This window comes from Nostoc sp. UCD121, assembly GCF_014222285.1.
In the GTDB taxonomy this organism is placed as follows: domain Bacteria; phylum Cyanobacteriota; class Cyanobacteriia; order Cyanobacteriales; family Nostocaceae; genus Nostoc.
The window spans coordinates 24,155-50,205 of sequence record NZ_JACKZS010000033.1 but is presented as its reverse complement, the minus strand read 5'-3'; the positions used below and the strand labels follow the sequence as shown (position 1 = coordinate 50,205).

At 43.5% G+C, this 26,051-nt stretch carries 18 protein-coding genes; 11 read left to right on the top strand and 7 right to left on the bottom strand.

Annotation, left to right across the window (positions count from 1 at the left end; translation table 11 throughout):
• Nucleotides 1-185: 185 nt before the first annotated feature.
• Nucleotides 186-4,868, bottom strand: coding sequence for a glutamate synthase large subunit (gene gltB, locus GNF10_RS10070; RefSeq protein ID WP_185580939.1), 4,683 nt, complete (start codon nt 4,866-4,868; stop codon nt 186-188).
• A gap of 1,015 nt (nt 4,869-5,883) precedes the next feature.
• Between gltB and GNF10_RS10065 the strand changes: the two genes are divergently transcribed.
• The 9 genes from GNF10_RS10065 (at nt 5,884) to GNF10_RS10025 (ending at nt 15,498) form a co-directional block, all read left to right on the top strand.
• A complete protein-coding gene (locus GNF10_RS10065; RefSeq protein ID WP_185580891.1) occupies nt 5,884-7,893 on the top strand; it encodes a phosphodiester glycosidase family protein in 2,010 nt (669 codons plus the stop codon).
• Nucleotides 7,894-8,208: 315 nt separating this feature from the next.
• Nucleotides 8,209-8,628 carry a cupin domain-containing protein gene (locus GNF10_RS10060; RefSeq protein ID WP_179075585.1) on the top strand — a complete coding sequence of 140 codons (420 nt, stop codon included), beginning with the start codon at nt 8,209-8,211 and terminating at the stop codon, nt 8,626-8,628.
• A gap of 227 nt (nt 8,629-8,855) precedes the next feature.
• On the top strand, nt 8,856-9,185 hold the full coding sequence (locus GNF10_RS10055; RefSeq protein WP_185580892.1) for an iron-sulfur cluster assembly accessory protein: 330 nt from the start codon (nt 8,856-8,858) through the stop codon (nt 9,183-9,185).
• A gap of 126 nt (nt 9,186-9,311) precedes the next feature.
• Nucleotides 9,312-9,695 (top strand): 30S ribosomal protein S12, encoded by a 384-nt coding sequence (gene rpsL / locus GNF10_RS10050; RefSeq protein ID WP_012410236.1) that lies wholly within the window; start codon nt 9,312-9,314, stop codon nt 9,693-9,695.
• Nucleotides 9,696-10,222: 527 nt separating this feature from the next.
• The gene (rpsG, locus tag GNF10_RS10045; protein WP_012410237.1) at nt 10,223-10,693 is read left to right on the top strand and encodes a 30S ribosomal protein S7; all 471 of its coding nucleotides are present in this window, start codon (nt 10,223-10,225) and stop codon (nt 10,691-10,693) included.
• A 138-nt stretch (nt 10,694-10,831) separates the two neighbouring features.
• Nucleotides 10,832-12,910, top strand: coding sequence for an elongation factor G (gene fusA / locus GNF10_RS10040; RefSeq protein ID WP_185580890.1), 2,079 nt, complete (start codon nt 10,832-10,834; stop codon nt 12,908-12,910).
• Nucleotides 12,911-12,933: 23 nt separating this feature from the next.
• On the top strand, nt 12,934-14,163 hold the full coding sequence (tuf, locus tag GNF10_RS10035; protein ID WP_100899834.1) for an elongation factor Tu: 1,230 nt from the start codon (nt 12,934-12,936) through the stop codon (nt 14,161-14,163).
• A 179-nt stretch (nt 14,164-14,342) separates the two neighbouring features.
• Nucleotides 14,343-14,660: a 30S ribosomal protein S10 gene (gene rpsJ / locus GNF10_RS10030; RefSeq protein ID WP_008232935.1), complete on the top strand. Its 318-nt coding sequence runs from the start codon at nt 14,343-14,345 to the stop codon at nt 14,658-14,660.
• A 190-nt stretch (nt 14,661-14,850) separates the two neighbouring features.
• Nucleotides 14,851-15,498 (top strand): LON peptidase substrate-binding domain-containing protein, encoded by a 648-nt coding sequence (locus GNF10_RS10025; protein WP_114081149.1) that lies wholly within the window; start codon nt 14,851-14,853, stop codon nt 15,496-15,498.
• 92 nt (nt 15,499-15,590) lie between these two features.
• On the opposite strand, the gene pheA is transcribed toward GNF10_RS10025, so the two are convergent.
• Nucleotides 15,591-16,466 carry a prephenate dehydratase gene (pheA, locus tag GNF10_RS10020; protein ID WP_185580889.1) on the bottom strand — a complete coding sequence of 292 codons (876 nt, stop codon included), beginning with the start codon at nt 16,464-16,466 and terminating at the stop codon, nt 15,591-15,593.
• A gap of 627 nt (nt 16,467-17,093) precedes the next feature.
• Here pheA and GNF10_RS10015 point away from each other — a divergent pair.
• The gene (locus tag GNF10_RS10015; protein ID WP_185580888.1) at nt 17,094-17,681 is read left to right on the top strand and encodes a DUF1997 domain-containing protein; all 588 of its coding nucleotides are present in this window, start codon (nt 17,094-17,096) and stop codon (nt 17,679-17,681) included.
• 8 nt (nt 17,682-17,689) lie between these two features.
• Here GNF10_RS10015 and GNF10_RS10010 read toward each other — a convergent pair whose 3' ends face one another.
• The 4 genes from GNF10_RS10010 to GNF10_RS09995 all read right to left on the bottom strand — a co-directional run bounded on the left by GNF10_RS10010 (nt 17,690) and on the right by GNF10_RS09995 (nt 24,523).
• Nucleotides 17,690-18,346 (bottom strand): ribonuclease HII, encoded by a 657-nt coding sequence (locus GNF10_RS10010; RefSeq protein WP_185580887.1) that lies wholly within the window; start codon nt 18,344-18,346, stop codon nt 17,690-17,692.
• 8 nt (nt 18,347-18,354) lie between these two features.
• Nucleotides 18,355-20,514 carry an Rne/Rng family ribonuclease gene (locus tag GNF10_RS10005; RefSeq protein WP_185580886.1) on the bottom strand — a complete coding sequence of 720 codons (2,160 nt, stop codon included), beginning with the start codon at nt 20,512-20,514 and terminating at the stop codon, nt 18,355-18,357.
• A gap of 853 nt (nt 20,515-21,367) precedes the next feature.
• Nucleotides 21,368-24,034: a TIGR03960 family B12-binding radical SAM protein gene (locus GNF10_RS10000; RefSeq protein ID WP_185580885.1), complete on the bottom strand. Its 2,667-nt coding sequence runs from the start codon at nt 24,032-24,034 to the stop codon at nt 21,368-21,370.
• Nucleotides 24,035-24,172: 138 nt separating this feature from the next.
• Nucleotides 24,173-24,523 carry an STAS domain-containing protein gene (locus GNF10_RS09995; protein WP_185580884.1) on the bottom strand — a complete coding sequence of 117 codons (351 nt, stop codon included), beginning with the start codon at nt 24,521-24,523 and terminating at the stop codon, nt 24,173-24,175.
• A 470-nt stretch (nt 24,524-24,993) separates the two neighbouring features.
• Between GNF10_RS09995 and GNF10_RS09990 the strand changes: the two genes are divergently transcribed.
• The gene (locus GNF10_RS09990) at nt 24,994-25,197 is read left to right on the top strand and encodes a hypothetical protein (RefSeq protein WP_094331166.1); all 204 of its coding nucleotides are present in this window, start codon (nt 24,994-24,996) and stop codon (nt 25,195-25,197) included.
• Nucleotides 25,198-25,538: 341 nt separating this feature from the next.
• Here GNF10_RS09990 and GNF10_RS09985 read toward each other — a convergent pair whose 3' ends face one another.
• Complete coding sequence (locus GNF10_RS09985) at nt 25,539-25,889, bottom strand: hypothetical protein (protein WP_185580883.1); 351 nt, start codon at nt 25,887-25,889, stop codon at nt 25,539-25,541.
• Nucleotides 25,890-26,051 lie beyond the last annotated feature (162 nt).

Below are 26,051 nucleotides of genomic sequence, written 5' to 3'. Positions count from 1 at the left end.
GTTAATTGGTCAATAATAATTGGCTAAAAACTAAAATTATATTTTTTGTTTAAAATACATTATTTTTGAATCACTTAAAAAAAGATTCCCCTTATCAAGGGGAATCTTTTTTTATCTCTACTCTATTTTCAGAAGTAAGTCCAGGTGGCTACCTTAGCAATCCAAAGAGATTTTTGCTGAAGTTACTAATGACTAGTTACTAAACTAAACTCAGTTGTTTTTTCAGGATTAGCTTCGGGACTATCAGCTTCAGAAGGTGGAACCAACTGCCAGAACTTCGGCAAAAACTCTTGCCAATTTTGCAGAATTTTCTTTGCCTTTGGTGAACCAGTGCGTTCTGCATGAGTTTGGATTAACTCTTGCAGTTGTTTTGCACCTACTTCCGTAATCACCCGTTGGATTTTGACTATTTCCGGGTTGACTAACTCACGGAATGCGTCGTCTTCATCTAAGAAGTATGCTAATCCGCCAGTCATTCCAGCAGCGACGTTGCGTCCTACTTTACCGAGGACGACAATCACACCACCAGTCATGTATTCACAGCAGTGATCCCCAGCGCCTTCAATCACTGCGATGCCTTTGGAGTTTCTCACCGCAAAGCGCTCTCCTGCTAGTCCATTGGCAAATAACATACCACCAGTGGCACCATACAGGCACGTATTACCAACTATGACGTTTTGTGATGCGTTATAGCTAGCATCAGTTGGAGGTTTGATGATGATTTCACCACCATGCATCCCTTTACCTACGTAGTCGTTTGCTTCTCCTTCTAAGGACAAAGTTATGCCGGGGAGGTTAAAAGCACCAAAGCTTTGTCCAACACTACCTATGAAGTTGAGATTAATTTGTCCTTCAAAATCACTGTCACCATATTGAGAAGCGATCGCTCCCGCTAATCTTGTACCCACTGTTCTGTCAGTATTGACAATGGGGTAAGTCTTGGTGACAGTGGACTGATCTCTAATGGCAGCCTGAACGTCGGGATCGGCAAGAAATTTGTCATCCAAAACCACGCCGTTGCTGTGGACTTCTTCATGCACTAACCAGCTACGATTATCTCTGGTATCTGGCAGCTTAAGTAAACAATCAAGATTTAGTGATTGTGTTTTGGTAATTTTTGCCTCTTGGCGCAGTTTCAACAAATCTGCACGTCCAATGATTTCTGACAAAGAACGGTAGCCAAGTCCTGCTAGCAAACTACGCACTTCTTCGGCGATGAAGTAAAAGAAGTTGACAACCTGTTCCGGTATTCCCGTAAACCGCTTGCGGAGTTCTTCTTTCTGGGAAGCGACACCCACAGGGCAATTATTCGTGTGGCAGATCCGCGCCATGATGCAGCCTTCAGCAATCATAGCGATGGAACCGAAACCAAATTCTTCAGCACCCATCAATGCACCTATTACCACATCCCAGCCACTCTTAAGACCGCCATCCACACGTAAAACCACGCGATCGCGCAGGCTATTTTCCATCAAAACCCGATGCACTTCACTTAAACCCAATTCCCACGGCGAACCAGCGTGTTTAATCGAACTGAGTGGCGATGCACCTGTACCACCATCATGACCAGAAATTTGGATGATATCAGCGTTTGCCTTGGCTACACCAGCAGCGATCGTGCCAATGCCAACTTCTGAAACTAGCTTCACCGACACCTTTGCTTTGGGGTTAATTTGGTGCAGATCGAAAATCAGTTGCGCTAGGTCTTCAATAGAATAGATATCGTGATGCGGTGGCGGTGAAATCAGTGTCACACCTGGCTTCGAGCGCCTTAACATTGCAATGTATTGGCTCACCTTTGGCCCTGGTAGTTGTCCACCTTCTCCAGGCTTGGCACCTTGGGCAATTTTGATTTCAATTTGTTTGGCGTTGACTAGGTACTCTGGCGTGACACCAAAGCGTCCCGATGCAACTTGCTTAATGGCACTATAGGCTTTATCACCATTCCGTAATCCTTTTAAATGAGGTAGGGTTGGCGAGTTACCAGACTCATCTACATCATCTAAAACTTTATAGCGCACTGGATCTTCGCCGCCTTCTCCAGAGTTAGATTTACCGCCAATGCGATTCATGGCGATCGCTAAAGTTTCATGGGCTTCTCTTGACAAAGCGCCTAAAGACATGCCGCCCGTACAGAAACGTTTGACAATCTCAGCTACCGACTCTACTTCTTCTATAGAAATTGGAGTACGCTCGCCTTGGAAATCTAGCAAGTCTCGCAATGCCGTTACTGGTCTGCCTTGGAGGTGTTTTTTGTAAACTTCGTAGTGGTCATAGTTTTTGCCATCTAAAGCCTTATGCAGCGCCTTGACCATTTCCGGGCTATTCATGTGGTACTCACCGCCAGGACGATACTGCACAAACCCCAGGTTTTCTAACTTCTTGGTCGTTAGTTCTGGGAAAGCCTTGACGTGGAATGAAAGTACTTCATCAGCGAGTTCGCTAATACTCAAACCACCAATGCGGGAAGTCGTACCACGAAATCCTAGTTCGATTAAATCTCCACCAATACCAATAGCTTCAAATATTTGGGCTGCTTGATAACTGGAGAGCAGAGAAATTCCCATCTTGGAGAGAATTTTGAGCAAACCTGACTCTACCGCTTTGCGATAGTTTCCTAAAGCTTGTTCTACGGTGAGGGTAGGAAGTTTTTGCACCCCCATTAACTTTTGGGTTCTGGGATCAATGCACCAATCACGCACCGTATCCAAAGCCATATATGGGCAGACTGCACCAGCCCCATAGCCAATCAGACAAGCAAAGTGATGAGTACTCCAGCATTGGGCAGTATTAACAATTAGGGATGTTTTCATCCGCAACCCTTCCCGAATCAGGTGATGATGTACAGCACCAACTGCTAACAGGGGAGGGATGTAGGTATATTGTGTGGTGATACCGTCACTTACCTTATCGGTTAAGATTAAAATCTTTGCACCTGCCCGGACTGATTCAGCTGCTTGTGCTTGTAAAGATTCGACTGCGGCTTTCAATCCTTCAGGGCCGTTGGCGATCGCAAATAGGGTTGACAACTCGGCTGTGGCAAATCCCGACAGCTTAATCGCCTCTAATTCACCATCCGTTAACACTGGCGATTCAAGTTTCAATCTTCGAGCATATTCTGGCTTGGGTTCTAATAAGTTACCTCGTTCACCCAATTCGACTTTCAAAGACATCACTAGCTTTTCCCGCAGGGGATCAATTGCCGGATTCGTCACCTGAGCAAAGCGCTGTTTGAAATAGTCATAAAGCAGGTGGGGCTTCGTTGACAGCACTGCTAAAGGAATATCATCCCCCATACAGAAAGTCGGCTCTGAACCTGCGATCGCCATTTGCTGAATCACCATTTCCACATCTTCTGTGGTGTAGCCAAAGGCGGTTTGAAGTTGAAGCAAGGTTTGCTTGTCAATTTTCTCCGTTGTACTATGTCCGTTACCATTTTCAGTAGCCAGATGTCCATTTCCATTAACATCTGTGACAAGTTCTTTGAGTTCTTGACGATACTGTTGCAGCCATTCTCCATAAGGGTGCTGCTTGGCAATGCGCTGCTTAATCTCCCAATTCTTCAGCACTTCATGGTTGACTAAATCCACGGCAATCATTTGCCCAGGGCCGAGTCTACCTTTCTCAACAATATCGGCTTCTGGAAAGTCCACTACACCAGCTTCGGAAGCTACAACAATGTAGTCATCTTTGGTGATTAGGTAACGAGCTGGTCTTAAGCCATTACGATCTAATGTTGCACCAACTTTTTTGCCATCGCTGAATACTAAAAGTGCTGGCCCGTCCCACGCTTCTTGCAAACCACTGTAATATTCGTAGAAATCAACAATTTCTGGAAATTCACGCAAAGAAGGCTGATTTTGGTAAGCTTCTGGAACCATAATCATTAAAGCTTCCAAGGGGGTGCGTCCAGAACACACCAGTAATTCCAGTACGTTATCTAGGGTAGCCGAGTCGCTGTTATCAATATGAACTAATGGCTTGAGTTCCTTGATGCGATCGCCCCATACAGGATGATTCAGGCTAGCTTCTCGTGCCATCATCCAGTTGATGTTACCCAATAAGGTATTAATTTCGCCGTTGTGACCCAAAAGCCGCATCGGTTGAGCTAGGGGCCACTTGGGCATAGTGTTGGTACTAAAGCGGCGATGATAGACAGCAAAGGCGCTTTTGTAAACTGGATTTTTTAAATCTTGATAAAATTCTCCCAATACGGCAGAACGCACCATGCCTTTGTAGACAATTGTGCGATTTGACAACGAGCAGATATAAAATTCTTCTGAGATATTGGTTGCAATTTTACTAATTCGGCGGCGGGTAATGTACAACTGTCGTTCCAATTCATCGCCGCTTTTGTCAACAGAAGCTAACAAAACTTGTTCGATCTGGGGTTGATTTTCTCTTGCTTGTAGACCCAATAAATCAGATTGCACTGGCACTACTCGCCAACCCAGTACAATTAATTTTTCTTCAGTAGCTACTTGCTCAACTGCCGCCCTAGCTTTTTGTGCTGCTTCCTGGTCTTGTGGGAGAAATATCATCCCCACAGCTATATTATTGGTGGATGGAAATTCCTTCCCTCTTTGGGCAAAGTCTTGTTGGAACAAATCCCAAGGGATAGCTGTCAATACTCCAGCCCCATCACCAGAGTCTTGATCGGCGCTACAACCTCCCCGATGTTCTAAGCAGGTTAGAGCAGCTAAGGCTTTTTCGACAATTTCGTGGCTGGTATGATTTTGACGATGAGCAATAAAACCGACACCACAGGCATCTCGTTCTTCTACTAACCACTTCTGCCCCTGATAGGTATCTCTTGAGTTGACATTTGCTGTGATTTTTTGCTCTTGATTCATCGGTTGATTATTCATACCCTGTTCCTGAAGTATTGAGTTACCAATTTTGCCACTACTTACGGGAAAAATTTCTAAATTCCACGATGGAGAAATATATAAGCACCGAAATTTAGGGAAAAAAAATTTTAACTTCGGTTTTACTTTCTTAGTTTACCCGTGTTAAAATAGTTGCGTATCTTTTATGTATTTATGCGGTGTCAGACAATTTACCTCCGCCAAGACATGATTATTATCCTGACAGTTTCTTTTTTATATTCTGAAGCTAAGTATTTTTTCAATTACCTTTTTCCCGATGCACGGTAGCTACTCATAGAGCCTATTTCGGCTCACCTGAAACAAAACTAAAACTGAACGCTGTACTATGTTTTAAAGCCAAAGTCAAAATAATTCGTAATTGATCGTAAAGAGCGAGTCATCGCTCTTTACGTTGGCGTAGCGTCTCCCACTTATCCCAAAGGGAGAGGCTATCGCCAAGGGAGAAGAGAAGCCTTTAAGCTACGCTACCTTAATTCGTAGTTGCAATCAGTGGGGGGTTTTACCCTCCATTGTCTTGTTAACCACTAAATCTTTAATTTAGTGTGGGCTGCTGTACCCTTTTAATTACGAATTAGTAATTATTTAGTTATCCCGATCCGGCAATAAAATCAGCGTATTACAATATATACCCATTTGACAATTCCCAAATATTTTTGTTGTTGTCTGGAGTTTTGCTACTTACCAGTTGCTATATTGCTATTAACTAGACCTCACTGAAGTAGCAACATTCAGTCAGGATTGACTATCTTAATCCACTTTTGATAATCAAGACTACCGTGTATAGTGTGGTTAGAATTATTGCCAGTTAAAACACTTCTTTGCAGTTGATTTAGCGTCTATAATTTATTTCTGTTTAAAAGAGATGATTAGCCAATATATACAATAGCATGTTTTTTAATAAAAAAAGTCATGTTTTTTTAAAATTTTCAAATAATTAGTTAATTTATACCTTGGGGTGATAGTTTTCAAAAGTACCTAGTAAATTATGGTAAAAATGCCGAGTTGTTGCCAATCAGGGATTAGCGAACGCAGATTCTTCCTGGTTACTGTGTCACCAATACTTTTAACATTACTGTGTTTAACCACTACTGGTGTTAGCAATGCCCAAGAGTTGCCAAAAAACAGCAAATCACTGATCTCCCAGTCACCTGCACCTCCTTTAACAGGGACGGTATCCTCTGGGAATCAAATTTCCCTCAATGGTCGTACTTTACCAGGAACTTGGTTGCAACGGCCGGGAAAATCTGGTCAGGTGACAACTCATCTCAGTGATGGGGTATTTAGGCAATTAATCGGAGTAAATTTCTTAACCAGTAGTAGTTCAGCGAAGCAACCAATACAGTGGTTTTCGTCGGTGACAACACCACTGGTTTTAGCCACCAGGCTAGTAGGAGCATATCGCTATCTGGATATCACTAATTTTGCTCAAACATCTGGATGGCAAATCCAAGCCAATGGGAACACCTTGGTGATTGCTACCCCAAAAGCACAAATTACGAATATTGTTCAGAGCCAGGAACCTCCAGAGGCAAGTGCCCCTTTGCAACAAACTCGCATACTTGTAAATTTAGATCGTCCAACTCCTTGGCAAGTTGCACAAGGATCAACGATCGCAAAACCGCAAACTCCATCTTCCGATCCAGACACACCAACCCCAAAACCCACTACACCGCCAAATCGAGAGTGGACAATTACCCTGGATGGAATAGCCGATCCCGTTTTGATAGAACGCTATACCCCCCAGCCAGCAGCAGCACCAACATTGCTGCCAAACCTGCTCAAACAATTATTACCAGTTACACCAACACAACCAATACCACCAGCCCCTGAACCACTTATCCGACAAGTGCAGGTGGTGAAAAGCCAAACGATTATTAGTCTGAGCGTTCCCTTTGGTCTATCGCCTCAAGTTAAGACTAGCGCTAATCCCAATCGCCTGATTATCGATATTCGACCCGATCCTCTAGAAGAACGAGATATTACTTGGGCCCCAGGATTGCGCTGGCGACAGCGTTATGTCAACTTAGGCACAGAACGCTTTCCGGTGGTTTGGTTAGAAGTTAATCCCCGTAAATTTGGGCTAACCTTGAAACCTATGTGGGCTAGTCCTGATGGGCTTGGGGGTACTGCCCCCTTAATTCAAACAGCACAACGTTACTTAGCAGTAGCTGGAATTAACGGTGGTTATTTTAACCGCAACAACAGATTACCATTGGGTGCGATTCGCCGGGATAGTCAGTGGTTATCAGGCCCCATTCTTAACCGGGGTGCGATCGCTTGGAATGATTCAGGTCAATTTTACTTCGGTCGTCTCACCTTAGAAGAAACTTTAATTACTGCAAATAACCAGCGCTTACCAATTTTGTTTCTTAATAGTGGCTACGTTCAGAGTGGTATTGCCCGTTACACCCCAGTTTGGGGAGCAACTTACACACCCTTAACGGATAACGAAATTATCCTAGTGGTACAAAAAGACCAAATTACTCAGCAGCTACCAGGCGGCAAAGTTGGTGGGACGGCCGTTCCCATTCCCCAGGATGGCTACCTACTAACTTTACGCGCTAGCAGCCTTAGCGCTGCGTCACAGTTAACGATTGGAAGCGCAGTACGTATTTCTAGCAGCACTACTCCCACTGATGTTAGTCGTTATCCCCACATTATTGGAGCTGGGCCGCTATTAATCCAAAATCGTCAAATTGTTCTCGATGCCAAAGCCGAAAAATTCAGCAATGCCTTTATTGCAGAAAAGGCTATTCGTAGCGGTATTTGTACAACTGCAACAGGCACACTGATGATTGCTGCCGTCCATAATCGTGCCGGCGGTTATGGCCCTACATTGGCAGAACATGCCCAATTAATGCAACAGATGGGCTGTGTGGATGCCTTAAATCTAGACGGCGGTAGTTCTACCAGCCTTTATTTAGGAGGGCAACTACTTGACCGATCGCCTAGTACTGCTGCTCGTGTTCATAATGGAATTGGTATTTTCCTGAAACCACGTTAATCAGGGATTAAGGAATAGGGAGTAAGGGAAAAGAGTTTTGTCCCCAGCATGAGCAGCACCCCGCCTCTTTCTAATTCCCAATTCCCAATTCTCCATCTTTTTTTAAAGTTTAGAACAAGCTGCCGCTTTGCTTGATGAAGACTTAGTGTAAACCTAAGAGTTTTAATAGTGATACTTTACACCGTCAGGTTTGATTTTGTTATGTTTATCAAGGTGCGAAAAAATTGCTGATTTTCAACGTTGGAACATAGCGCCAGATTTTTTATCAATAGTTAAGAGTACAGACGGTTTGTTATGTCTTCAAATGAGGTAATTATGGCTCGATATCAAGAAACTACACAGACTGACACTCTACACCTACCTTCAACTATCACTTCCAGAGGTGTTGCTGCAACTGAGTTACGTCCTTGGGGTGCTTTTACAGTTTTGGAAGAAGGGCGCGGATACAAAATCAAGCGCATCGAAGTTAAACCCGGACATCGCCTCAGTTTACAGATGCACCACCACCGCAGCGAACACTGGATTGTTGTCTCAGGTACAGCTAGGGTAACTTGTGGCGAGAAAGAAGTATTACTGAGCAATAATGAGTCAACTTATGTACCTCAATGTACATCTCATCGTTTAGAAAATCCTGGCGTGATTACCTTAGTGTTAATTGAAGTGCAAAATGGCGAATACTTGGGAGAGGACGACATTATCCGCTACCAAGATGACTATGCCCGAACTAAGGACTAAAGCTCTAATCTAAAAACTGAATACATTTTGTGCCAATCGTCTTTGCGAACCACTGCACCCTAGAAGTCCCTACCTAGTTAAGGTGGGGACTGAAGTTTTTTGTGTTATAAATGTAGTAATAGCGATCATGCTCATGGCTTCGGTAATTTGGAATTTTCGGGAAGCGAGAGTTAACCCATCTGTCTGTAAAATGAACATGGGGTATTCAATTGCAAAAAACGACTTCCATGATTCATCTGAGTCAAGCAGCCGCGAGTGAAATTGGGCGAATAAAGTCTAAGCAGCAGCCAAATGTCTTGTTTCGATTGTCAGTAAAACCAGGTGGCTGTTCTGGGTTATTTTATGATATGTCCTTTGATGAAACGATAAAAGTTGGCGACCAGGTTTTCAACTTGGACGAAATTCAAGTAGTCATAGATGCTACAAGCTTAAATTACCTCAACAATTTGAGGGTAGATTATTCGGAAGACTTAATGGGTGGTGGTTTTCGTTTCCACAATCCCCAAGCGATCGCAACCTGTGGCTGTGGCAATTCTTTTTTGACAAGCAATCAATAGTCCTTAAATTAGCGATCATTTGCTAATAACAAAGGAAAAATTACAATTGACATAAAACACTAAAAAACGATATAATCAGGATTTGTTAAAACTTAGACATATAAGCAGCTTTACGCGCTGTAACTCATGCCAACAATACAGCAGCTAATACGTAATGAGCGCGAGCAAGCGCGTCAGAAAACCAAGTCCCCGGCTCTGAAACAATGCCCTCAACGTCGGGGAGTTTGTACCAGAGTATACACGACCACACCCAAGAAGCCTAACTCAGCTCTACGCAAAGTAGCAAGAGTCAGACTGACATCTGGATTTGAAGTTACAGCTTACATTCCAGGTATTGGTCACAACTTACAAGAACACTCAGTTGTGATGATTCGTGGTGGTCGGGTTAAGGATCTACCAGGCGTGAGATACCACATTATCCGTGGCACCCTAGATACAGCCGGAGTTAAAGACCGTAAACAAGGGCGTTCCAAGTATGGAACCAAGCGTCCAAAAGAAGCGAAAAAATAGGATTAGGCGATTAATCGCACCCAACACGGTTAATCGTCTATCTTACGAAGCGCCCAAGGACAAAAAACTATCAGGGTCTGTGTTCTAAGAGCAGTTATGAAAGCTGCTCAGTCTGTTAAAAAAAATCAAGCAAGCTACACCTACACTAAGCGAGCAAGTGTAGAAGTTCTGAGGAGAATGCTGTAACCCACAGCAGAATTCTAATCTGGACATTAAGGTTTAGAATCTTGTCACCTTAAGTATTTAGTTGCAGGTAGCAAGTCAATGAATTTTAGATTTTAGATTTGCAATTTTGGATTGGTCGAACCCACAAGGGGATGAGGCTTACAGACTTTTGATTTTTTCCAATCCTTGTGGTCGGAACGTCTACCAAAAACTCTAATCCAAAATTGGCAATCAATAGGTCAGCCTTGCTGCAACAGTCGAAAACAAAATTGAAAAAGTCTGAGGGTTGGGTTCCACAGCTTTTAGTTTCCGGTGTCTGATAGCATATAATTTCGTTGCCAATTCCGAATTAAAGGTGAAGTATGTCTCGTCGTGGTGTTATTCAAAGGCGCCCAGTTCCGTCTGACTCTGTATATAACAGTCGCCTTGTGAGCATGATTATCAGGCGGATCATGCGTCATGGCAAGAAATCACTTGCCGCACGAATTGTTTATGAAGCATTGAAAACTATTGAGGAACGCACTGGAAATGGTGCTTTAGAAACCTTTGAAAGAGCAGTGCGAAATGCCACACCTTTAGTAGAGGTGAAAGCTAGACGAGTAGGTGGAGCAACCTACCAAGTACCAATGGAAGTGCGTTCAGAACGGGGCACTACCTTAGCATTGCGTTGGTTAGTGCAATATTCCCGGTCTAGACCAGGCCGGACAATGGCAAGCAAATTGGCAAATGAGTTAATGGATGCTGCTAACGAAACTGGCAATGCGATTCGGAAACGCGAAGAAACGCACCGGATGGCGGAAGCTAACAAAGCATTTGCCCACTATCGTTATTAAGTAGAAAAGCGATATATCGCCTTGCCGAAGCGGTATATCGTGGATTTACAAAAAGAAGACGGTTTTCCGTAAAAGTATAGAATCTTAACAAAGAGTAATATACAAGATATCATGAGGCAAAAACTATAGGAGGTAGCTGTGGCACGCACGATCCCGCTAGAGAAAGTACGCAACATTGGTATTGCGGCGCATATAGATGCGGGCAAAACAACAACAACAGAGAGAATATTATTTTACTCTGGGATAATTCATAAAATTGGCGAAGTTCATGAAGGAACTGCTGTCACAGACTGGATGGAGCAAGAGCGGGAGCGGGGAATAACCATTACTGCTGCTGCTATTAGTACCAGTTGGAAAGATCATCAAATTAACATTATCGATACTCCGGGTCACGTAGACTTCACAATTGAAGTTGAGCGTTCCATGCGCGTGTTGGATGGGGTAATCGCAGTATTTTGTTCTGTGGGCGGCGTGCAACCGCAGTCTGAGACAGTGTGGCGACAAGCAGAACGCTACAAAGTTCCTCGGATAGCCTTTATCAATAAGATGGATCGCACCGGAGCGAACTTTTATAAAGTTCACGAGCAAATCCGTGATCGCCTGCGGGCGAATGCGATTGCTATTCAACTACCAATTGGTAGTGAAAATGATTTCCAAGGCATCGTTGACCTAGTAGGGCAACGTGCGTATATTTACGCCAACGACCAAGGAACCGATATCCAGGAAACCGATATCCCGGAAGAATTGCAAGCGCAGGTAGACGAATTCCGCACTAAGCTCATAGAAGCTGCGGCAGAAACCGATGATGCTCTGATGGCTAAGTACTTCGAGGGCGAAGAACTTACAGAACAGGAAATTAGGACTGCTCTGCGTAAAGGCACAATTGCGGGGACAATTGTACCAGTACTTTGCGGTTCAGCATTCAAAAACAAAGGCGTGCAGTTGATGCTGGATGCCGTTGTAGATTACCTGCCAGCGCCAAGTGAAGTACCGCCAATTCAAGGCTTACTGCCGAATGGCGATACTATTGAGCGACGGGCTGATGACAATGAACCCCTAGCAGCTCTGGCATTCAAAATTATGGCTGACCCTTACGGTCGCCTGACATTTGTTCGCGTTTATTCTGGTGTCCTGAAAAAGGGCAGCTACGTTCTCAACGCTAGTAAGAATAAAAAAGAACGGATTTCCCGCTTAGTTCTCATGAAAGCAGATGATCGGCAAGATGTCGATGAACTGCGAGCAGGTGATTTGGGAGCAGCTCTGGGTTTGAAAGACACCTTAACAGGTGACACGCTCTGTGATGATGGATCGCCAGTAATTCTGGAATCTCTATTCATTCCTGAGCCTGTGATCTCGGTGGCGGTTGAACCCAAAACCAAGAACGATATGGACAAATTGTCCAAAGCTCTGCAATCTCTCTCAGAAGAAGATCCAACCTTTCGTGTTCGCGTCGATCCCGAAACAAACCAGACCGTGATCGCGGGAATGGGAGAGCTACACCTAGAAATTCTAGTAGACCGGATGTTACGAGAATTCAAGGTGGAAGCGAATGTAGGTGCGCCACAAGTAGCTTACCGAGAAACAATTCGGAAAGCTGTGAACAAAGTTGAAGGCAAATTCATCCGCCAAAGTGGTGGTAAAGGTCAATACGGTCACGTTGTGATCAATTTGGAGCCTGGAGAACCCGGTACTGGCTTTGAATTCGTTTCCAAAATTGCTGGCGGTACAGTACCTAAAGAGTACGTTGGCCCCGCAGAACAAGGGATGAAAGAAAGCTGTGAATCCGGTGTTCTAGCTGGATATCCATTGATTGACGTTAAAGCGACGCTAATTGATGGGTCATACCACGATGTAGACTCTTCAGAAATGGCTTTCAAAATCGCTGGCTCAATGGCGATGAAAGAAGCTGTGCTGAAAGCTTCACCAGTCATCTTAGAGCCTATGATGAAAGTTGAAGTTGAAGTTCCTGAAGACTATATGGGGAACGTCATTGGCGACCTCAACACCCGCCGAGGGCAGATTGAAAGCCAAAGCACCGAAAAGGGACTCGCTAAGGTAACATCCAAAGTTCCACTGGCGAGTATGTTTGGCTACGCCACTGATATCCGGTCAAAAACGCAAGGTCGGGGTACCTTCACGATGGAGTTCAGCCACTACGAAGAGGTGCCTCGCAGCGTAGCTGAAACTATCATTGCAAAAAGCAAAGGGAACGCTTAGTTAAAATAAGGAAATGAGCATTCATGGCACGCGCAAAGTTTGAAAGAAATAAGCCCCACATCAATATCGGTACAGTTGGCCACGTTGACCACGGTAAAACTACCTTGACAGCAGCCATTACCATGACCTTGGCAGCTATGGGTCAGGCTGTAGCTAAGGGCTACGACCAAATTGATAATGCCCCAGAAGAAAAGGCACGGGGTATTACCATTAATACCGCTCACGTAGAGTATGAGACTGCAAGTCGGCACTATGCTCACGTAGACTGTCCAGGACACGCTGACTATGTGAAGAACATGATCACCGGTGCTGCCCAAATGGACGGAGGTATCCTCGTAGTTGCTGCTACCGATGGCCCTATGCCCCAAACCCGCGAACACATCCTGTTAGCAAAACAGGTAGGCGTTCCCAGTCTAGTTGTCTTCTTGAACAAAGAAGATTTGATGGATGACCCAGAACTCTTGGAACTAGTAGAACTAGAACTGAGAGAACTGCTTTCCAGCTACGATTTCCCTGGTGACGACATCCCCATTATCAAAGGATCTGGTCTGCAAGCTCTAGAAGCAATGACCAAAAATCCTAAGACCCAACGCGGTGAAAATCCTTGGGTAGACAAAATCTACGAATTGATGGATGCTGTAGATTCTTACATCCCCACTCCTGAGCGGGATGTTGATAAACCCTTCCTGATGGCTGTAGAAGACGTGTTCTCAATTACAGGTCGTGGTACTGTCGCCACCGGTCGGATTGAGCGGGGTGTAGTCAAAGTTGGCGATAACGTTGAACTAGTGGGTATCAGAGATACTCGCGCCACTACCGTAACTGGGATTGAGATGTTCAAGAAGAGTCTCGACCAAGGTATGGCTGGGGATAACGCTGGCGTACTACTCCGGGGTATCCAGAAGGCTGATATTGAACGGGGTATGGTCATCGCCAAACCTGGTTCGATTAAACCTCACAATGAATTCGAAGGTGAGGTTTATGTCTTAACAGAAAAAGAAGGTGGTCGTAAGACTCCATTTTTCGCTGGCTACCGTCCACAGTTCTACGTGCGGACAACTGATGTAACTGGTACCATCAAAGCCTACACCTCCGATGAAGGCAAAGAAGTAGAAATGGTGATGCCAGGCGATCGCATCAAGATGACAGTAGAATTGATCAACGCGATCGCGATTGAACAAGGAATGCGCTTCGCTATCCGCGAAGGTGGACGTACCATCGGTGCTGGTGTCGTCTCCAAAATTATCAAGTAGCACCTTTTTGCTCAGAACAAAGGAGCAGAGATGGTATGATTCCTCTCTGCTCCTTTCTCTTCCCTCTATAAATAAGGTAATAGGTTACAGGGGACAGGTAATAGTTTTCTGTAACCTTTACCCTGTAACCTTTAACCTGTAAATAATCCCCTAATTACGCAGAACCTGGAAAATTAAAGATGGCAACTCTACAGCAGCAGAAAATTAGAATTCGCTTACAGGCTTTTGACCGACGCTTATTAGATACATCTTGCGAGAAGATTGTAGATACAGCTAACCGCACCAACGCTACAGCCATAGGCCCAATTCCTTTACCCACAAAACGCCGGATCTATTGTGTGCTGCGATCGCCTCACGTAGATAAAGATTCACGGGAACACTTTGAAACCCGTACTCATCGCCGGATTATTGATATTTACCAGCCTTCTTCTAAGACTATTGATGCCCTGATGAAATTGGACCTACCATCAGGCGTAGATATTGAAGTCAAACTTTAATTAGTTATGAGTCATTGGTCATTAGCAAAGGACAAATGACATATGACATTAGTATGAATTTTTACACAGCCCTGAAGAAATATATCTCAGGGCTTTTATTTAGCTAGGAAACAAATGATAGAATATAGACAAAATACGGGAAAAGCAGAGAAAAAGAAATTTTAAAGATTAAGTTTATACCAAGGTAACAATGACATCATCTTCTAAAATTGCAGTTCGTGAACTACCTCTGTTCCCGTTACCCGAAGTAGTTCTGTTTCCTACTAGACCATTACCTTTACACATCTTTGAATTTCGCTACCGAATCATGATGAACACGATTTTGGAGAGTGATCGCAGGTTTGGTGTTTTGATGTTCGATCCAGTCAAAGGTACAATTGCAAACACTGGTTGCTGTGCAGAAATCGTTCATCACCAACGGCTGCCAGATGATCGAATCAAGATGTTGACATTAGGGCAGCAAAGATTTCGTGTATTAGAGTATGTTCGTGAAAAGCCATATCGCGTTGGCTTAGTTGAGTGGATTGAAGACCAACCACCAACTAAAGATTTGCATCCTTTGTCAACTGAAGTAGAACAACTACTGCGAGATGTTGTGCGTCTATCAGGTAAATTAACCGAACAAAATATCGAACTGCCAGAAGATTTGCCCGATCTACCAACAGAACTATCCTATTGGGTAGCAAGTAATCTTTACGGTGTCGCCGCAGAGCAACAGTTATTGCTAGAAATGCAAGATACTGCAACGCGTCTAGAGCGGGAAGCAGAAATTTTAACTTCTACTCGTAATCATTTGGCAGCTCGCGCTGTTCTCAAAGACACCTTTAATGAAAAGTGAGAAGTGAGGAGTTTAGGAGTTAGGAAAAATAACAAAAAATACAAGATCGACAACTTATAATTTATATTGCCTAACTGATAACTCCTAACTTCTCAATTAAAAGCGCTGATCGGCAAAACATTGTAAGCGCCAAGAATTTTTAAAATCTCTGTGTGAATAGTTAATTCTGCTAAAGCAGATTGCATTTGTGCTTCCTTGACATCTGCTTCTAAATCCATGAAAAACAAATATTCGCCTAGCGATCGCTTAGTCGGACGAGATTCAATCCGGCTGAGGTTAATTCCTAGTTGAGCAAAGATTTGCAAAGGTTTGACTAATGCTCCGGGTGTGTTAGCAGGCATACTAAAAGCTAGCGATGTGTGACTAGTAGGCACTTTTGATGTTTGGTATCCAGCATCTGCTTCACCCTGACTTACTACCCAAAAACGAGTACAGTTTTCTGGATAGTCGTTAATACCAGTGGCAAGTATCGGCAGGTTGTAGAGTTGAGCTGCTCTACTAGAAGCGATCGCTGCTGTTGTTGTCTCTTGCTCCAATCGCTGTAGTGCTTCAGTTGTAGAATTGCTGGGAATAATCTGTACAGTCGGGAGAAATCGCTCTAACCATCCCTGACATTGTGCCAAAGCTTGCGGGTGAGAGTAAACAGTTTTAATCTTATCTAAACCAGAGGCGCAGGAAATTAAGGTATGGACAATGGGTAATACCAAAGCCAACTGAATTCGCAAGCTGTCTAACTGCCACAGTGTATCCAGTGTTGTGGTAACACTCCCTTCAATAGAATTTTCCACGGGCACAACAGCCAGGTGAGCTTGACCATCAGCAACGGCGTGTAGTGACTGTGAGATAGTCGGATAGGGACATAACGTAGCTTCAACTCCACTACTTTTAGTCAACCAGTTGACATAACGAACAGCTGCTTGTTCTGCGTAAGTGCCGGGAGGCCCTAAATGTGCGATCGATAGAGTCATGCCTTTAGCCTTGAGTTGTGAGTTTAATGTGTAAACAGAGATTATGAGATTTTGGCTTTGACAAATATATTCAATATTTACTATTAGTAAAAACTGTTATCTCTAAAATTTACCCACTAAACGAATAGACCGAAATCTGTATCTAGGAAAACAAATTATTAAAATCAGTCTTCTACCAAATAGATTCTCTGGCAGTTTTTTTGGCGAAATTGCTCTGAAATCTTCAGAGCAATTATGTTAGTTTTTCACCAAATAAAAATTCACATTTTTTACTTTGTGTCAAGAGTTAAATCCTAATCTTAGCCCTTTCAAGGTAACTCGTAAAATCTCTTATTTTTTCTCAGAGGTCTCTGTGCCTCTGCGGTTTAAAAGTATTCTTTTTAACCACAGAGAGGCAGATGGCACAGAGTATAGAGCTTAAAGAGGAATTTATTGACCAAAATTTTTACCCACCTTGAAAGGGCTAATCCTAATCTATATTTCTTGAACTAAAGATAGTAATGAGCGTACCAAATTTTTGCTAATGCTGTATAGCTGATAAGCAACGATAATTTTGCACTTTTCTAATAATCAGATTTAAGTTGTTAAAAAATATTAAAATTAAAAGACAGATATTTTTATCCGCTCATGGCTACCCGGTTTACTGCCTCCCAATCGGTTGAAATCGCTGTTCCAGAGCAGCCTATTCACATTCAGCACTACTTACGCCAGCCTCAACGTCTGGTTAAGGCTTTAGCTGACAACACCCGAATTCAGCAGCTTTCAGAGGAAGTATTTCGCTTAAAAATGCGTCCGCTCACTTTTATGTCATTAAGCATTCAACCGACTGTAGACATGAGAGTTTGGGCAGAATCAAATGGAATAATTTATTTGCGATCGCTAGGCTGTGAAATCCTGGGTTTCGAGTATATTAACCAGCGCTTTGCCCTTAATTTAAAAGGGCATTTGTCTCCCAAAGAGTTTAGCACTGGCACTCGTCTGCAAGGAAGGGCTGATTTAGAAGTGCTTGTGGATTTACCACCGCCATTTTCCTTTACTCCTAAGCCAATTTTAGAAGCTACTGGTAATGGTTTGCTCAAAAGCGTGCTGTTGTCGGTTAAGCAACGTTTATTAAATCAACTTTTGGCTGATTATCGCTACTGGGTAATATCACAAACTAAAGATAGAGGGCTTGACAGTGACAGTACCGAATTGCCAATCTTGAATGCTGAGTAATCATTTAATCACTCAGCATTCAGTACTTTGATTTGGCAAGGACGAAAAGACTGACGATGTAGGGGCGATGGCCCGTATTGTTGCAGAGCCAGCAAATGCCGTTGGCTACCATAGCCCTTGTTACGCTCTAGGTTGTACATAGGGTATTTCAATGCTAGACGCAGAACCAAATCATCACGCCAAACCTTGGCAACAATACTAGCAGAGGCAATAGCGAGCGATCGCTCATCTCCCTTAACTATTGTTTGTTGTGGCAATAGCAAGTCTTTGATTGACTGATTGCCATCAACCAAGCAGAGTGCAGGCTGTACCTTTAACTTCAGTACAGCCCGCCTCATTGCTAATAGTGTCGCTTGCAAAATATTTATCTTGTCAATTTCGGCAGTAGAAGCAAACCCAATTTTCCAGTCTATAGCCAGCCTACAAATTTGCTGTGCTAGCTGAGTTCTCCGAGAACTAGACAACTTTTTACTGTCTTTAATTTTAGCTGCCATCAGTATTGGCAAAGCACGATCCGGGAGGATCACTGCTGCCGCCACCACCGGGCCAAATAGAGCGCCTCGCCCTACTTCATCCACACCTGCAACCAATCCTGGAATTCCTGACAAGGTAGAAAACTCCAGCCAGTTGGATTGTTCCAAGGGCGTTGGCGATGTTTCTACCATAAAGCAAATTAATTATCCTCAATCGCTGAGGAACGACGGCGGCGACGGCGGCTAGCAGTAGCGGCGCTGTTTGCATCGCTTTCATCTGCGATCGCATTGGCAGCGCTGTTGGCATCATTTTCATCTGCGATCGCTTTGACGGAGGCTTTTGCAGACAAGCTTTCCGAAGGATTGGCAGTCAATTCAGATGGTTCAGCTGTCTCTTCTATCAAAGATTTTTGTTCTGGCTCAATAACTTTTGGTATTGGTGACTTAGTTGCAATTACTTCAGGTGGTACTTTTTGGGCAATAGGTGATTCTAAGACAGATTCAGTGGGAGTTGTTCGCACTTGACCAGGCTGAATCACGTTAATAATCACAGATTTGGTATTTTTAACCTCTTGCTCTAACTTCACCAAGGGAGATATTCCCATCAAGGCAAACATATCCTGTTCCTGGAGGCTCATTTCTACAGTTCTAATCTCCGGTGGTTCTACCACTGGTTTAACTGGTTCTGGCTTGATAACTTTAGCACGCTCTACAGTGCGCTCTACTCTTTCATTCCATCCTGGTTTACCAAGGGTGGGTGAGGGAATTTCTGGTGTAACTCCTAATTCTGGTTCTATATCAAGGTCTAAATCTGGCTCGTTGGCAAAAGCTAATGGATTGGCAATAACCCGAGATTCATCTTTCCCGTTTAACCCATTGATGCCAATTCGACTGCGGCGAGTGCGGGTACGACGCTTATTATCATTAAGTTCTTGATAACTAGGATGATTAATCAGATTTAGGTTAGTCGATTCCGAGTCGCCGTCAAATGCTTCCCCAAATCCATCATAAGTTTCTCGTGGTTCCGGGACGCGGGCAGATGGCTGACGTGGTTCTCGGTGAGGTAGAGATACAAAACGCTCACGCTCTGGTGTTTCTGCTGGTATTGGTAATCGATTTTCAAGTTCTCCAGGCAGACGCACAGTATGCCCTAAACCGCCACAGGTGGGACAAGTTTCACCAAACAATTCGTAAATATTTTGACCCTGACGTTTACGGGTCAATTCTACTAAACCCAGTTCCGTAAGTTGAGCAATCTGGGGACGAGCTTTGTCTGCTTTGAGTCCTTTATTAAAGTGTTCGAGAACTTGCAGTTGGTCACGTCGGGATTCCATATCGATGAAATCAACCACAATCACTCCAGCAATATTCCGCAGACGCAACTGGCGAGCAATTTCTGTTGCAGCTTCGCAGTTTGTCCATAAAACTGTTTCTCTGGCTGTCGCCGATCGCGTGAAGGAACCTGAGTTAACATCAATTACGGTTAATGCCTCCGTTGGCTCGATAATGATGTAACCGCCAGAAGGTAGGTCTACTCTTGGTTTCAGTGCTTCTCGAATGGCAGCACTGATGCGGAAGTACTCTAAAATTGGGGAGCGATCGCGGTGATGGTCAATCAACAATCCTTGCGGTGTTTGACCACCACTCCAATTCTGCAAGTACTGCTTCACACGCTTCAAGCCAGTACTGGAATCTACGACAATCCGATTGACATCCGCGCCGTACATATCCCGCAATACGCGCTGGATAAAGTCATCGTCTCGGTTGAGCAGTGCTGGGGCACGGGTAGAATGCGCTTCCTGCTGAATCGCCTCCCATTGCTTTTGCAGCAACTCCAAATCTTCCATAATCGCTTCTTCTGGTTTGCCTTCGGCTTCTGTACGCACGAGCAAACCCATTCCCGCCGGTTTGACCAAAATCGCTAGTGCCCGCAAGCGGTTGCGCTCACTTTCACTTTTAATTCGTCGGGATAAATTTACGCCCCTACCATAGGGCATCAGTACTACGTAGCGTCCGGGTAAGGTGATATTACCCGTGAGCCTGGGCCCTTTTGTTCCCGTTGGCTCTTTCATTACTTGCACCAAAACTTTCTGCTGTGGTGCTAATAGTTCTGTAATGGCTGCTGCGGTACGCTTTAGCTTCAATGGGCCCAAGTCGGTGACGTGAATAAAACCGTTGCGCTCTGGGTCGCCAATATTCACAAAAGCGGCATCTATCCCAGGCAATACGTTTTCTACTACTCCTAAGTAGATATCACCTATTTGATGATGACCGGTAGCAACAACGAGTTCCTGTATTTGATCTTCGGAAAAGACAGCAGCAATTTGGTGCTGCTCCGCGATGATAATTTGTTTTGGCATTCAATTTCCTCAAAAATTGTCAGCACCAATAGGTCTGGAGGTTTGTTATACCTTTGTTGCCCTTGCAACCCTCAAAAGGCGCTACTGATGATAAAAATCGCAAACCTGATGTTCTAAGTTAAATAGCTATTGGCGCTCTTAAGAGCGTTTTCACGGCGGATTATTCCAGAACGGCTGCATGTTTAAGCAATTAAATCAACCATCTATGGTTGATTTGCAATGCAATACTCTCAATGAAGAGAGTTCTGAGTTGAAAGTTTTGAATCCTGAGTGAGTTTTTAACTCAGGAAGCATTTTTTGAGAGTAACCTACTGAAGTCGTTAAGAAAAAGAAACTATTTCTATTTTCCATTCCCTGGATTTATTCTTAGGGTTATACTCAGCAACACCAGCTGCTACCCTACTTTTAAGCCGCGCTTTGCGCGTCTGGTGAACGTCTGCAAATCGGCTTAACCTACAGTAGTTGTTTACCCTACGGTAACACCAAGGGCGAACAACTCTAGAAGAGTAACGCGCTAGCTCTTGGGCAATACTGTGGATTAGACATTCAGCAGTTGTTGGAAAAGTATGGATTTAGAGAAGCTAACCGAGCCTGCTGTTAGTTACTGATTCACAAGGTAGCTATAGAGAGAGTGTGTGTTCTTTAATCTGCCTCAGTTTATCTGGGATAAAATCCTAGAAGTTGCACTCTAATATCTTTGCTTTCGCCCCCTGAACACCAGGGTAGTGAACCAGCTAATTTCAATGCAGCGCCAGAAAAATTCTCTTCACCCCATTCTAACGCAACCTTGCTAAAAATCAATTCCGACGATGTGCCATGTTAGGACAACTACTAGCAAGCTGCCCTACAGGGATTATACCGCTAAAATTAGCCGATTGCGGTGGATGTGCAGGAGTTGAAATTCTCCATTAGCCACTATCCCTAGCATAAACAGGATTTGTTCGGGACGCAATAGAAAACCATCTTGGCGATAGCTACCTACATAACGGATAACAGACATAGATTCTGCAATGCCGTTGTGGGTTTCTACTAATTCCAGTTCAAATAAGCGATCGCGCAGATTTATTAACTTGCTCTTGCCTGACTTTGTTGTATGCTCGTACCAAAGCTCATCTTTTGCTTTGATGGTATCAATCCAGTTTTGCCATTGTATAGGTGTTGTTTCTCCAAGTGCTGCTACGGTAATTAAATATTCTGCGGTTTCTAGCAGTTGAGTAGCTGCGGGAGTTTTTAAATCTATCTGCTCCACATTATATATAGGTATGTCTGTGGGCATTTCCCGAACCAATTCTTCTCGAAAAATATCGATGTTTACTGGTACAGTTAACTCAAAATCCGCAATTTCACCGCTACTAGTAGCACCTAGAGCCAAAGCAGTTGCTACAGAAATTCGCGGCATTGGATGAAACCCACCAGTGAAAGCAATTGGTAAGCCTGCTCGCCGCACAACTCGGTCAAACAGACGGATTAAATCTAGGTGGCTTACCAAAGCCATATTACCCTGTTTTCCAAACCAAACTCGCAGTCGTTGGGCCTTGGTTGTGTTGGGAACAAAATCGCCAGCGAATTGTGGGATAACAGGTGATTCAATCACGATGTTATGGCCAAAGTCGGTTCCACATACGCCACAGTGAGAACAACCTTCAAAAGAGCAGTCGGGTACAATTGCTGCTGCTAAGGCGCGTAGCAAGTCTTCTTTGAGCCAGTTTTTATCAATCCCGGTATCAATATGATCCCAAGGTAAGGGAGTATCTAGGGAGTGAGAACTGAGGAATTGGGCATTTTCCGCATCTGGCGATTTGTTCTGCTGTTGTGCGTGAAACAAATTCCATTCGCCATTTTCTACTTGGCGGTATTTCCAATCTAGATCGGATTGAGCGATCGCATCTTCCCAAGCGCTAAAAGCTTGATCTAAATTTTCATACCAGGAATCCATCCCTGCACCCAATTCCCAGGCGCGGCGGACTACTTTGCTCAAATTGCGATCGCCTCGTCCCACAAAATCTTCCATTGCCGAAATGCGGACATCGGTAAAATTTACCTTCATTCCCTTCATCCGACGGAATTCTTGCCGCAACAGGTTTTGTTTGCGCTTAAATTCAGTGGTAGAAACTGAGTGCCACTGGAATGGTGTATGGGGCTTGGGCGTAAAGTTAGAAATTGTCAGGTTAAAGTTCAGGGGTTTTCTGCCTTTGCCTCGACATTCTCGCTGTAGCCAGCTGACTGTTTCCGCAATGCCCAAAACATCAACATCCGTCTCACCCGGCAAGCCAATCATAAAATACAACTTGATTTTATCCCAGCCTTGCTCCCAAGCGGTTTTTACTCCCCGCAACAATTCTTCATTCGTCAAACCTTTATTTACGATGTCTCGCATCCGCTGAGTTCCAGCTTCTGGAGCAAAAGTTAGTCCACCTTGCCGTGTACCTCCAAGGATATTGGCAATATTTTCATCAAATCTGTCTACCCGTTGGCTTGGTAGAGTCAGAGAAATATTTTCATTTTTTAAGCGATTTTTGATTTCCATCCCCACTGCTGGTAGGGACAAGTAATCAGAACAACTCAGAGATAGTAGGGAAAACTCATTGTAACCAGTTGCCCGCATTCCCTGTTCAATTGCTTCTACAACCTTATTGGGTTCTACATCCCGTGCTGGCCGAGTCAGCATTCCTGGTTGACAGAAGCGACAGCCACGAGTGCAACCACGCCGAATCTCAATTGTCAAACGGTCATGCACCGTTTCTACGTAAGGAACTAGCCCAATGGAATATGCTGGTATGGGGGTTGCCACCCGTCGCAGAATTCGTTTTGGTACGTCAGAGCGACGAGGATGAACTGAGCCATCTTCTGCCATGTCGTAAAACTGAGGGACATATACGCCTGGTATCTGTGCCAAATCCAGTAATATATCTTCCCGACTCAATCCTGCTTGTTTGCCTTCTTCCAATACCAAACCAATTTCTGGGAGCAGTTCCTCTCCATCCCCAAGGGCGATAAAGTCGAAAAAGTCAGCGTAAGGCTCAGGATTCGATGTTGCTGTTTGCCCACCAGCAAAAATTAACGGAAACTGGGATTGGAGGTTAGTAAATTCTCCCCCTGCTTCCACCGCTTTTTGCCTTTCTCTCCACGTCAATGGAATTCCAGCCAGATCCAACATTTCTAAGATATTAGTTGCACCCAGTTCGTAACTGAGGCTAAAACCTAAGATGTCGAAGTCTGTGAGCGATCGCTTTGACTCTACCGCAAACAATGGCGTATTAGTTTCGCGTAGTTTGGCTGCCAGGTCTTTTCCTGGGAGGTAGGCGCGATCACACAATTGACGCGGTTGGGCATTCAAGATGTTGTATAGGATAACGTGCCCTAAATTAGATGCACCGACTTCATATACTTCCGGGTAGGTTAATACCCAGCGTATTCCTGCCTTATCCCAAGCTTTGTGTACTGCTAAACGCTCATTACCAAGGTAACGCCCTGGTTTTAAAATATCCGATGTTATTAATTTCTCAACTGCAACAGCCACTGTGCTATTTTCTAGCTACCTTAATTACAGCTACCCAAACAAAACATTAGCATTGAATTAGGTCTCCTAACATAGTTTCTCGTTGTAACTTATAACTCCTTTACATAAACTCCACTTTTTAACCGAACTTTTGTGCTTTTACATACATACAGTTGTAAGTTCTGTTGCAGCTAACTCAACTTCACTATCCAATATTTCAAATACGCTATCGAGTTGCGTTAGTTCAAAAATAATTCTAATTGACGGAGCTACAGCACAAAGTCGCAAACCCCGTTCTAAACTCAGAGCCAGTTTGTGTGTAGATAACAATGCCATTAACCCCGCGCTATCTAAGGATTCTACTGCTGCGAGGTCTACTACCAAGATGGAAATATCATTTTGTACCAACGCTGTGGTCATATCTCGTTCAAATTCCAAGGCGTTTGTCGCATTCAAATACCCTTGGGGGCGAATGACTGCAATTTTGGGATAGTTAAGCACTGCTTGCATAGTTACATCCTATTGAGAATTATTGAAGCGTCACGCTAAAGATTATTTGAACATAAACTCTATTCTGTTGCATCGACCATACGTCTTAGCTCTCTTTGCTGAATCTTTATTTCTTTAGTATCTCTGTTTAAAGATTGTTATAATTCCAGGTTAAAATGTGTTTAGATATACTTTTTTTTTATCTCAGTTCAAAAACAATCAACATAGACAGTCATAGAGCAAACAAATCATCAGTAACTATGCTGATAAAACTTGCTTAGTCTATAACTAAGGCTAATTTAGCCAAGTCTTAACGGTAAGTTAAATCTCCTACTTTAGCGTTGCTGATGGCATACGCCAAGTCATAGCGAATTATCTATTTAATTAATTGATTGTGATCTATATCACAACCTAATTAGTATTTAGATCGCTCTTTATACTTAGACTTATCTGGGATAATCAGTATCATATTACAGTTGGATGTATTACTTATGAGAACTAAGTACGCTATTCGTAAATTGGTAGAAAAAGCTCTTGACATTAAGAAGCTAACTCCTGAGATAGAAAATGAAATCAATTCAGAACTGACAGAACTGGGTTATATTTCTGATGTTGACTACGAAGCTCTGGAATTATTAATGTCGGAGATGGATGCTGGTAGAATTAAGTTGGTTCCCAGCTTTGGATATTCCTAAATGCTTATGCATAGAGGTATATCAAGTAAATTTGATAAATAGTGAAGTAATCAAAATTCCGAGTTAGTAAAAGAAGTTTTAGTAAAAGCAGTTGGGATAATAATAGTGATATTATTGTTTGTATTTTTCTCTGACGTTGATTATTTCAATAACTAGAATGGCGTAAACCGTGCTAATAACCCTCTACATTATGTAGTTCGCTAAACGCCGAGAAAAAATTCCTCCCTTTCTGTTTCCTGAAATTGTCCACAAACAGAATAAACTCGTTGCGAAGGGAGTTGATGTCATCAATATGGCTGTTAGCGCTCCAGATAAACTAACTTCTAGTCATATCTTTTGCCCTATGCCTGTTGATATGCTGACCATAGTTGGTGAATAAATTGATTAAGTTGCTGTTTTGCGGCTGAGTCAGGCTCAGTTTTTGGTTCTTTTACTAAAACTTGACTCAAGAAGGTAATTACTTCTGTGTCTAATGCTGGTCGAAATAAATTTGCAGGCCAAAGCAAGTCAGACACATCTCGCAAATCGGTAATTAGCGGGGATTCTTGAATCAAACTAACCATTATTAAAGGACGTACCCAGCACAACTGGCGGGAAACTACAAATTGAATGACTTCTGCATACAGATTTCTGTCGCCATGCTCTAAAGACACAATTTGTCCTGGTTGAAGAAAATCTAGGCTAATGTCCATGATTATGGAGTTTGGGGAGGGGCAAGGATTATTTGCAATTTCCTTAATTTTAAAAATGAAAATACGCTAGGTTTAAGGAAGCTTCTGTAAGATTAGGGTAGCACTCTCACGCCAAGTATGTCTCAGACATCTGCCTCGCAAGTGGCTACGCAAAACTAAGTT

Bases quoted from the DNA above. Each gene is read 5' to 3' on its own strand.
- gltB (WP_185580939.1), bottom strand. From the start codon at position 4,868: ATGAATAATCAACCGATGAATCAAGAGCAAAAAATCACAGCAAATGTC.
- GNF10_RS10065 (WP_185580891.1), top strand. From the start codon at position 5,884: ATGCCGAGTTGTTGCCAATCAGGGATTAGCGAACGCAGATTCTTCCTG.
- GNF10_RS10060 (WP_179075585.1), top strand. From the start codon at position 8,209: ATGGCTCGATATCAAGAAACTACACAGACTGACACTCTACACCTACCT.
- GNF10_RS10055 (WP_185580892.1), top strand. From the start codon at position 8,856: ATGATTCATCTGAGTCAAGCAGCCGCGAGTGAAATTGGGCGAATAAAG.
- rpsL (WP_012410236.1), top strand. From the start codon at position 9,312: ATGCCAACAATACAGCAGCTAATACGTAATGAGCGCGAGCAAGCGCGT.
- rpsG (WP_012410237.1), top strand. From the start codon at position 10,223: ATGTCTCGTCGTGGTGTTATTCAAAGGCGCCCAGTTCCGTCTGACTCT.
- tuf (WP_100899834.1), top strand. From the start codon at position 12,934: ATGGCACGCGCAAAGTTTGAAAGAAATAAGCCCCACATCAATATCGGT.
- rpsJ (WP_008232935.1), top strand. From the start codon at position 14,343: ATGGCAACTCTACAGCAGCAGAAAATTAGAATTCGCTTACAGGCTTTT.
- GNF10_RS10025 (WP_114081149.1), top strand. From the start codon at position 14,851: ATGACATCATCTTCTAAAATTGCAGTTCGTGAACTACCTCTGTTCCCG.
- pheA (WP_185580889.1), bottom strand. From the start codon at position 16,466: ATGACTCTATCGATCGCACATTTAGGGCCTCCCGGCACTTACGCAGAA.
- GNF10_RS10015 (WP_185580888.1), top strand. From the start codon at position 17,094: ATGGCTACCCGGTTTACTGCCTCCCAATCGGTTGAAATCGCTGTTCCA.
- GNF10_RS10010 (WP_185580887.1), bottom strand. From the start codon at position 18,346: ATGGTAGAAACATCGCCAACGCCCTTGGAACAATCCAACTGGCTGGAG.
- GNF10_RS10005 (WP_185580886.1), bottom strand. From the start codon at position 20,514: ATGCCAAAACAAATTATCATCGCGGAGCAGCACCAAATTGCTGCTGTC.
- GNF10_RS09995 (WP_185580884.1), bottom strand. From the start codon at position 24,523: ATGCAAGCAGTGCTTAACTATCCCAAAATTGCAGTCATTCGCCCCCAA.
- GNF10_RS09990 (WP_094331166.1), top strand. From the start codon at position 24,994: ATGAGAACTAAGTACGCTATTCGTAAATTGGTAGAAAAAGCTCTTGAC.
- GNF10_RS09985 (WP_185580883.1), bottom strand. From the start codon at position 25,889: ATGGACATTAGCCTAGATTTTCTTCAACCAGGACAAATTGTGTCTTTA.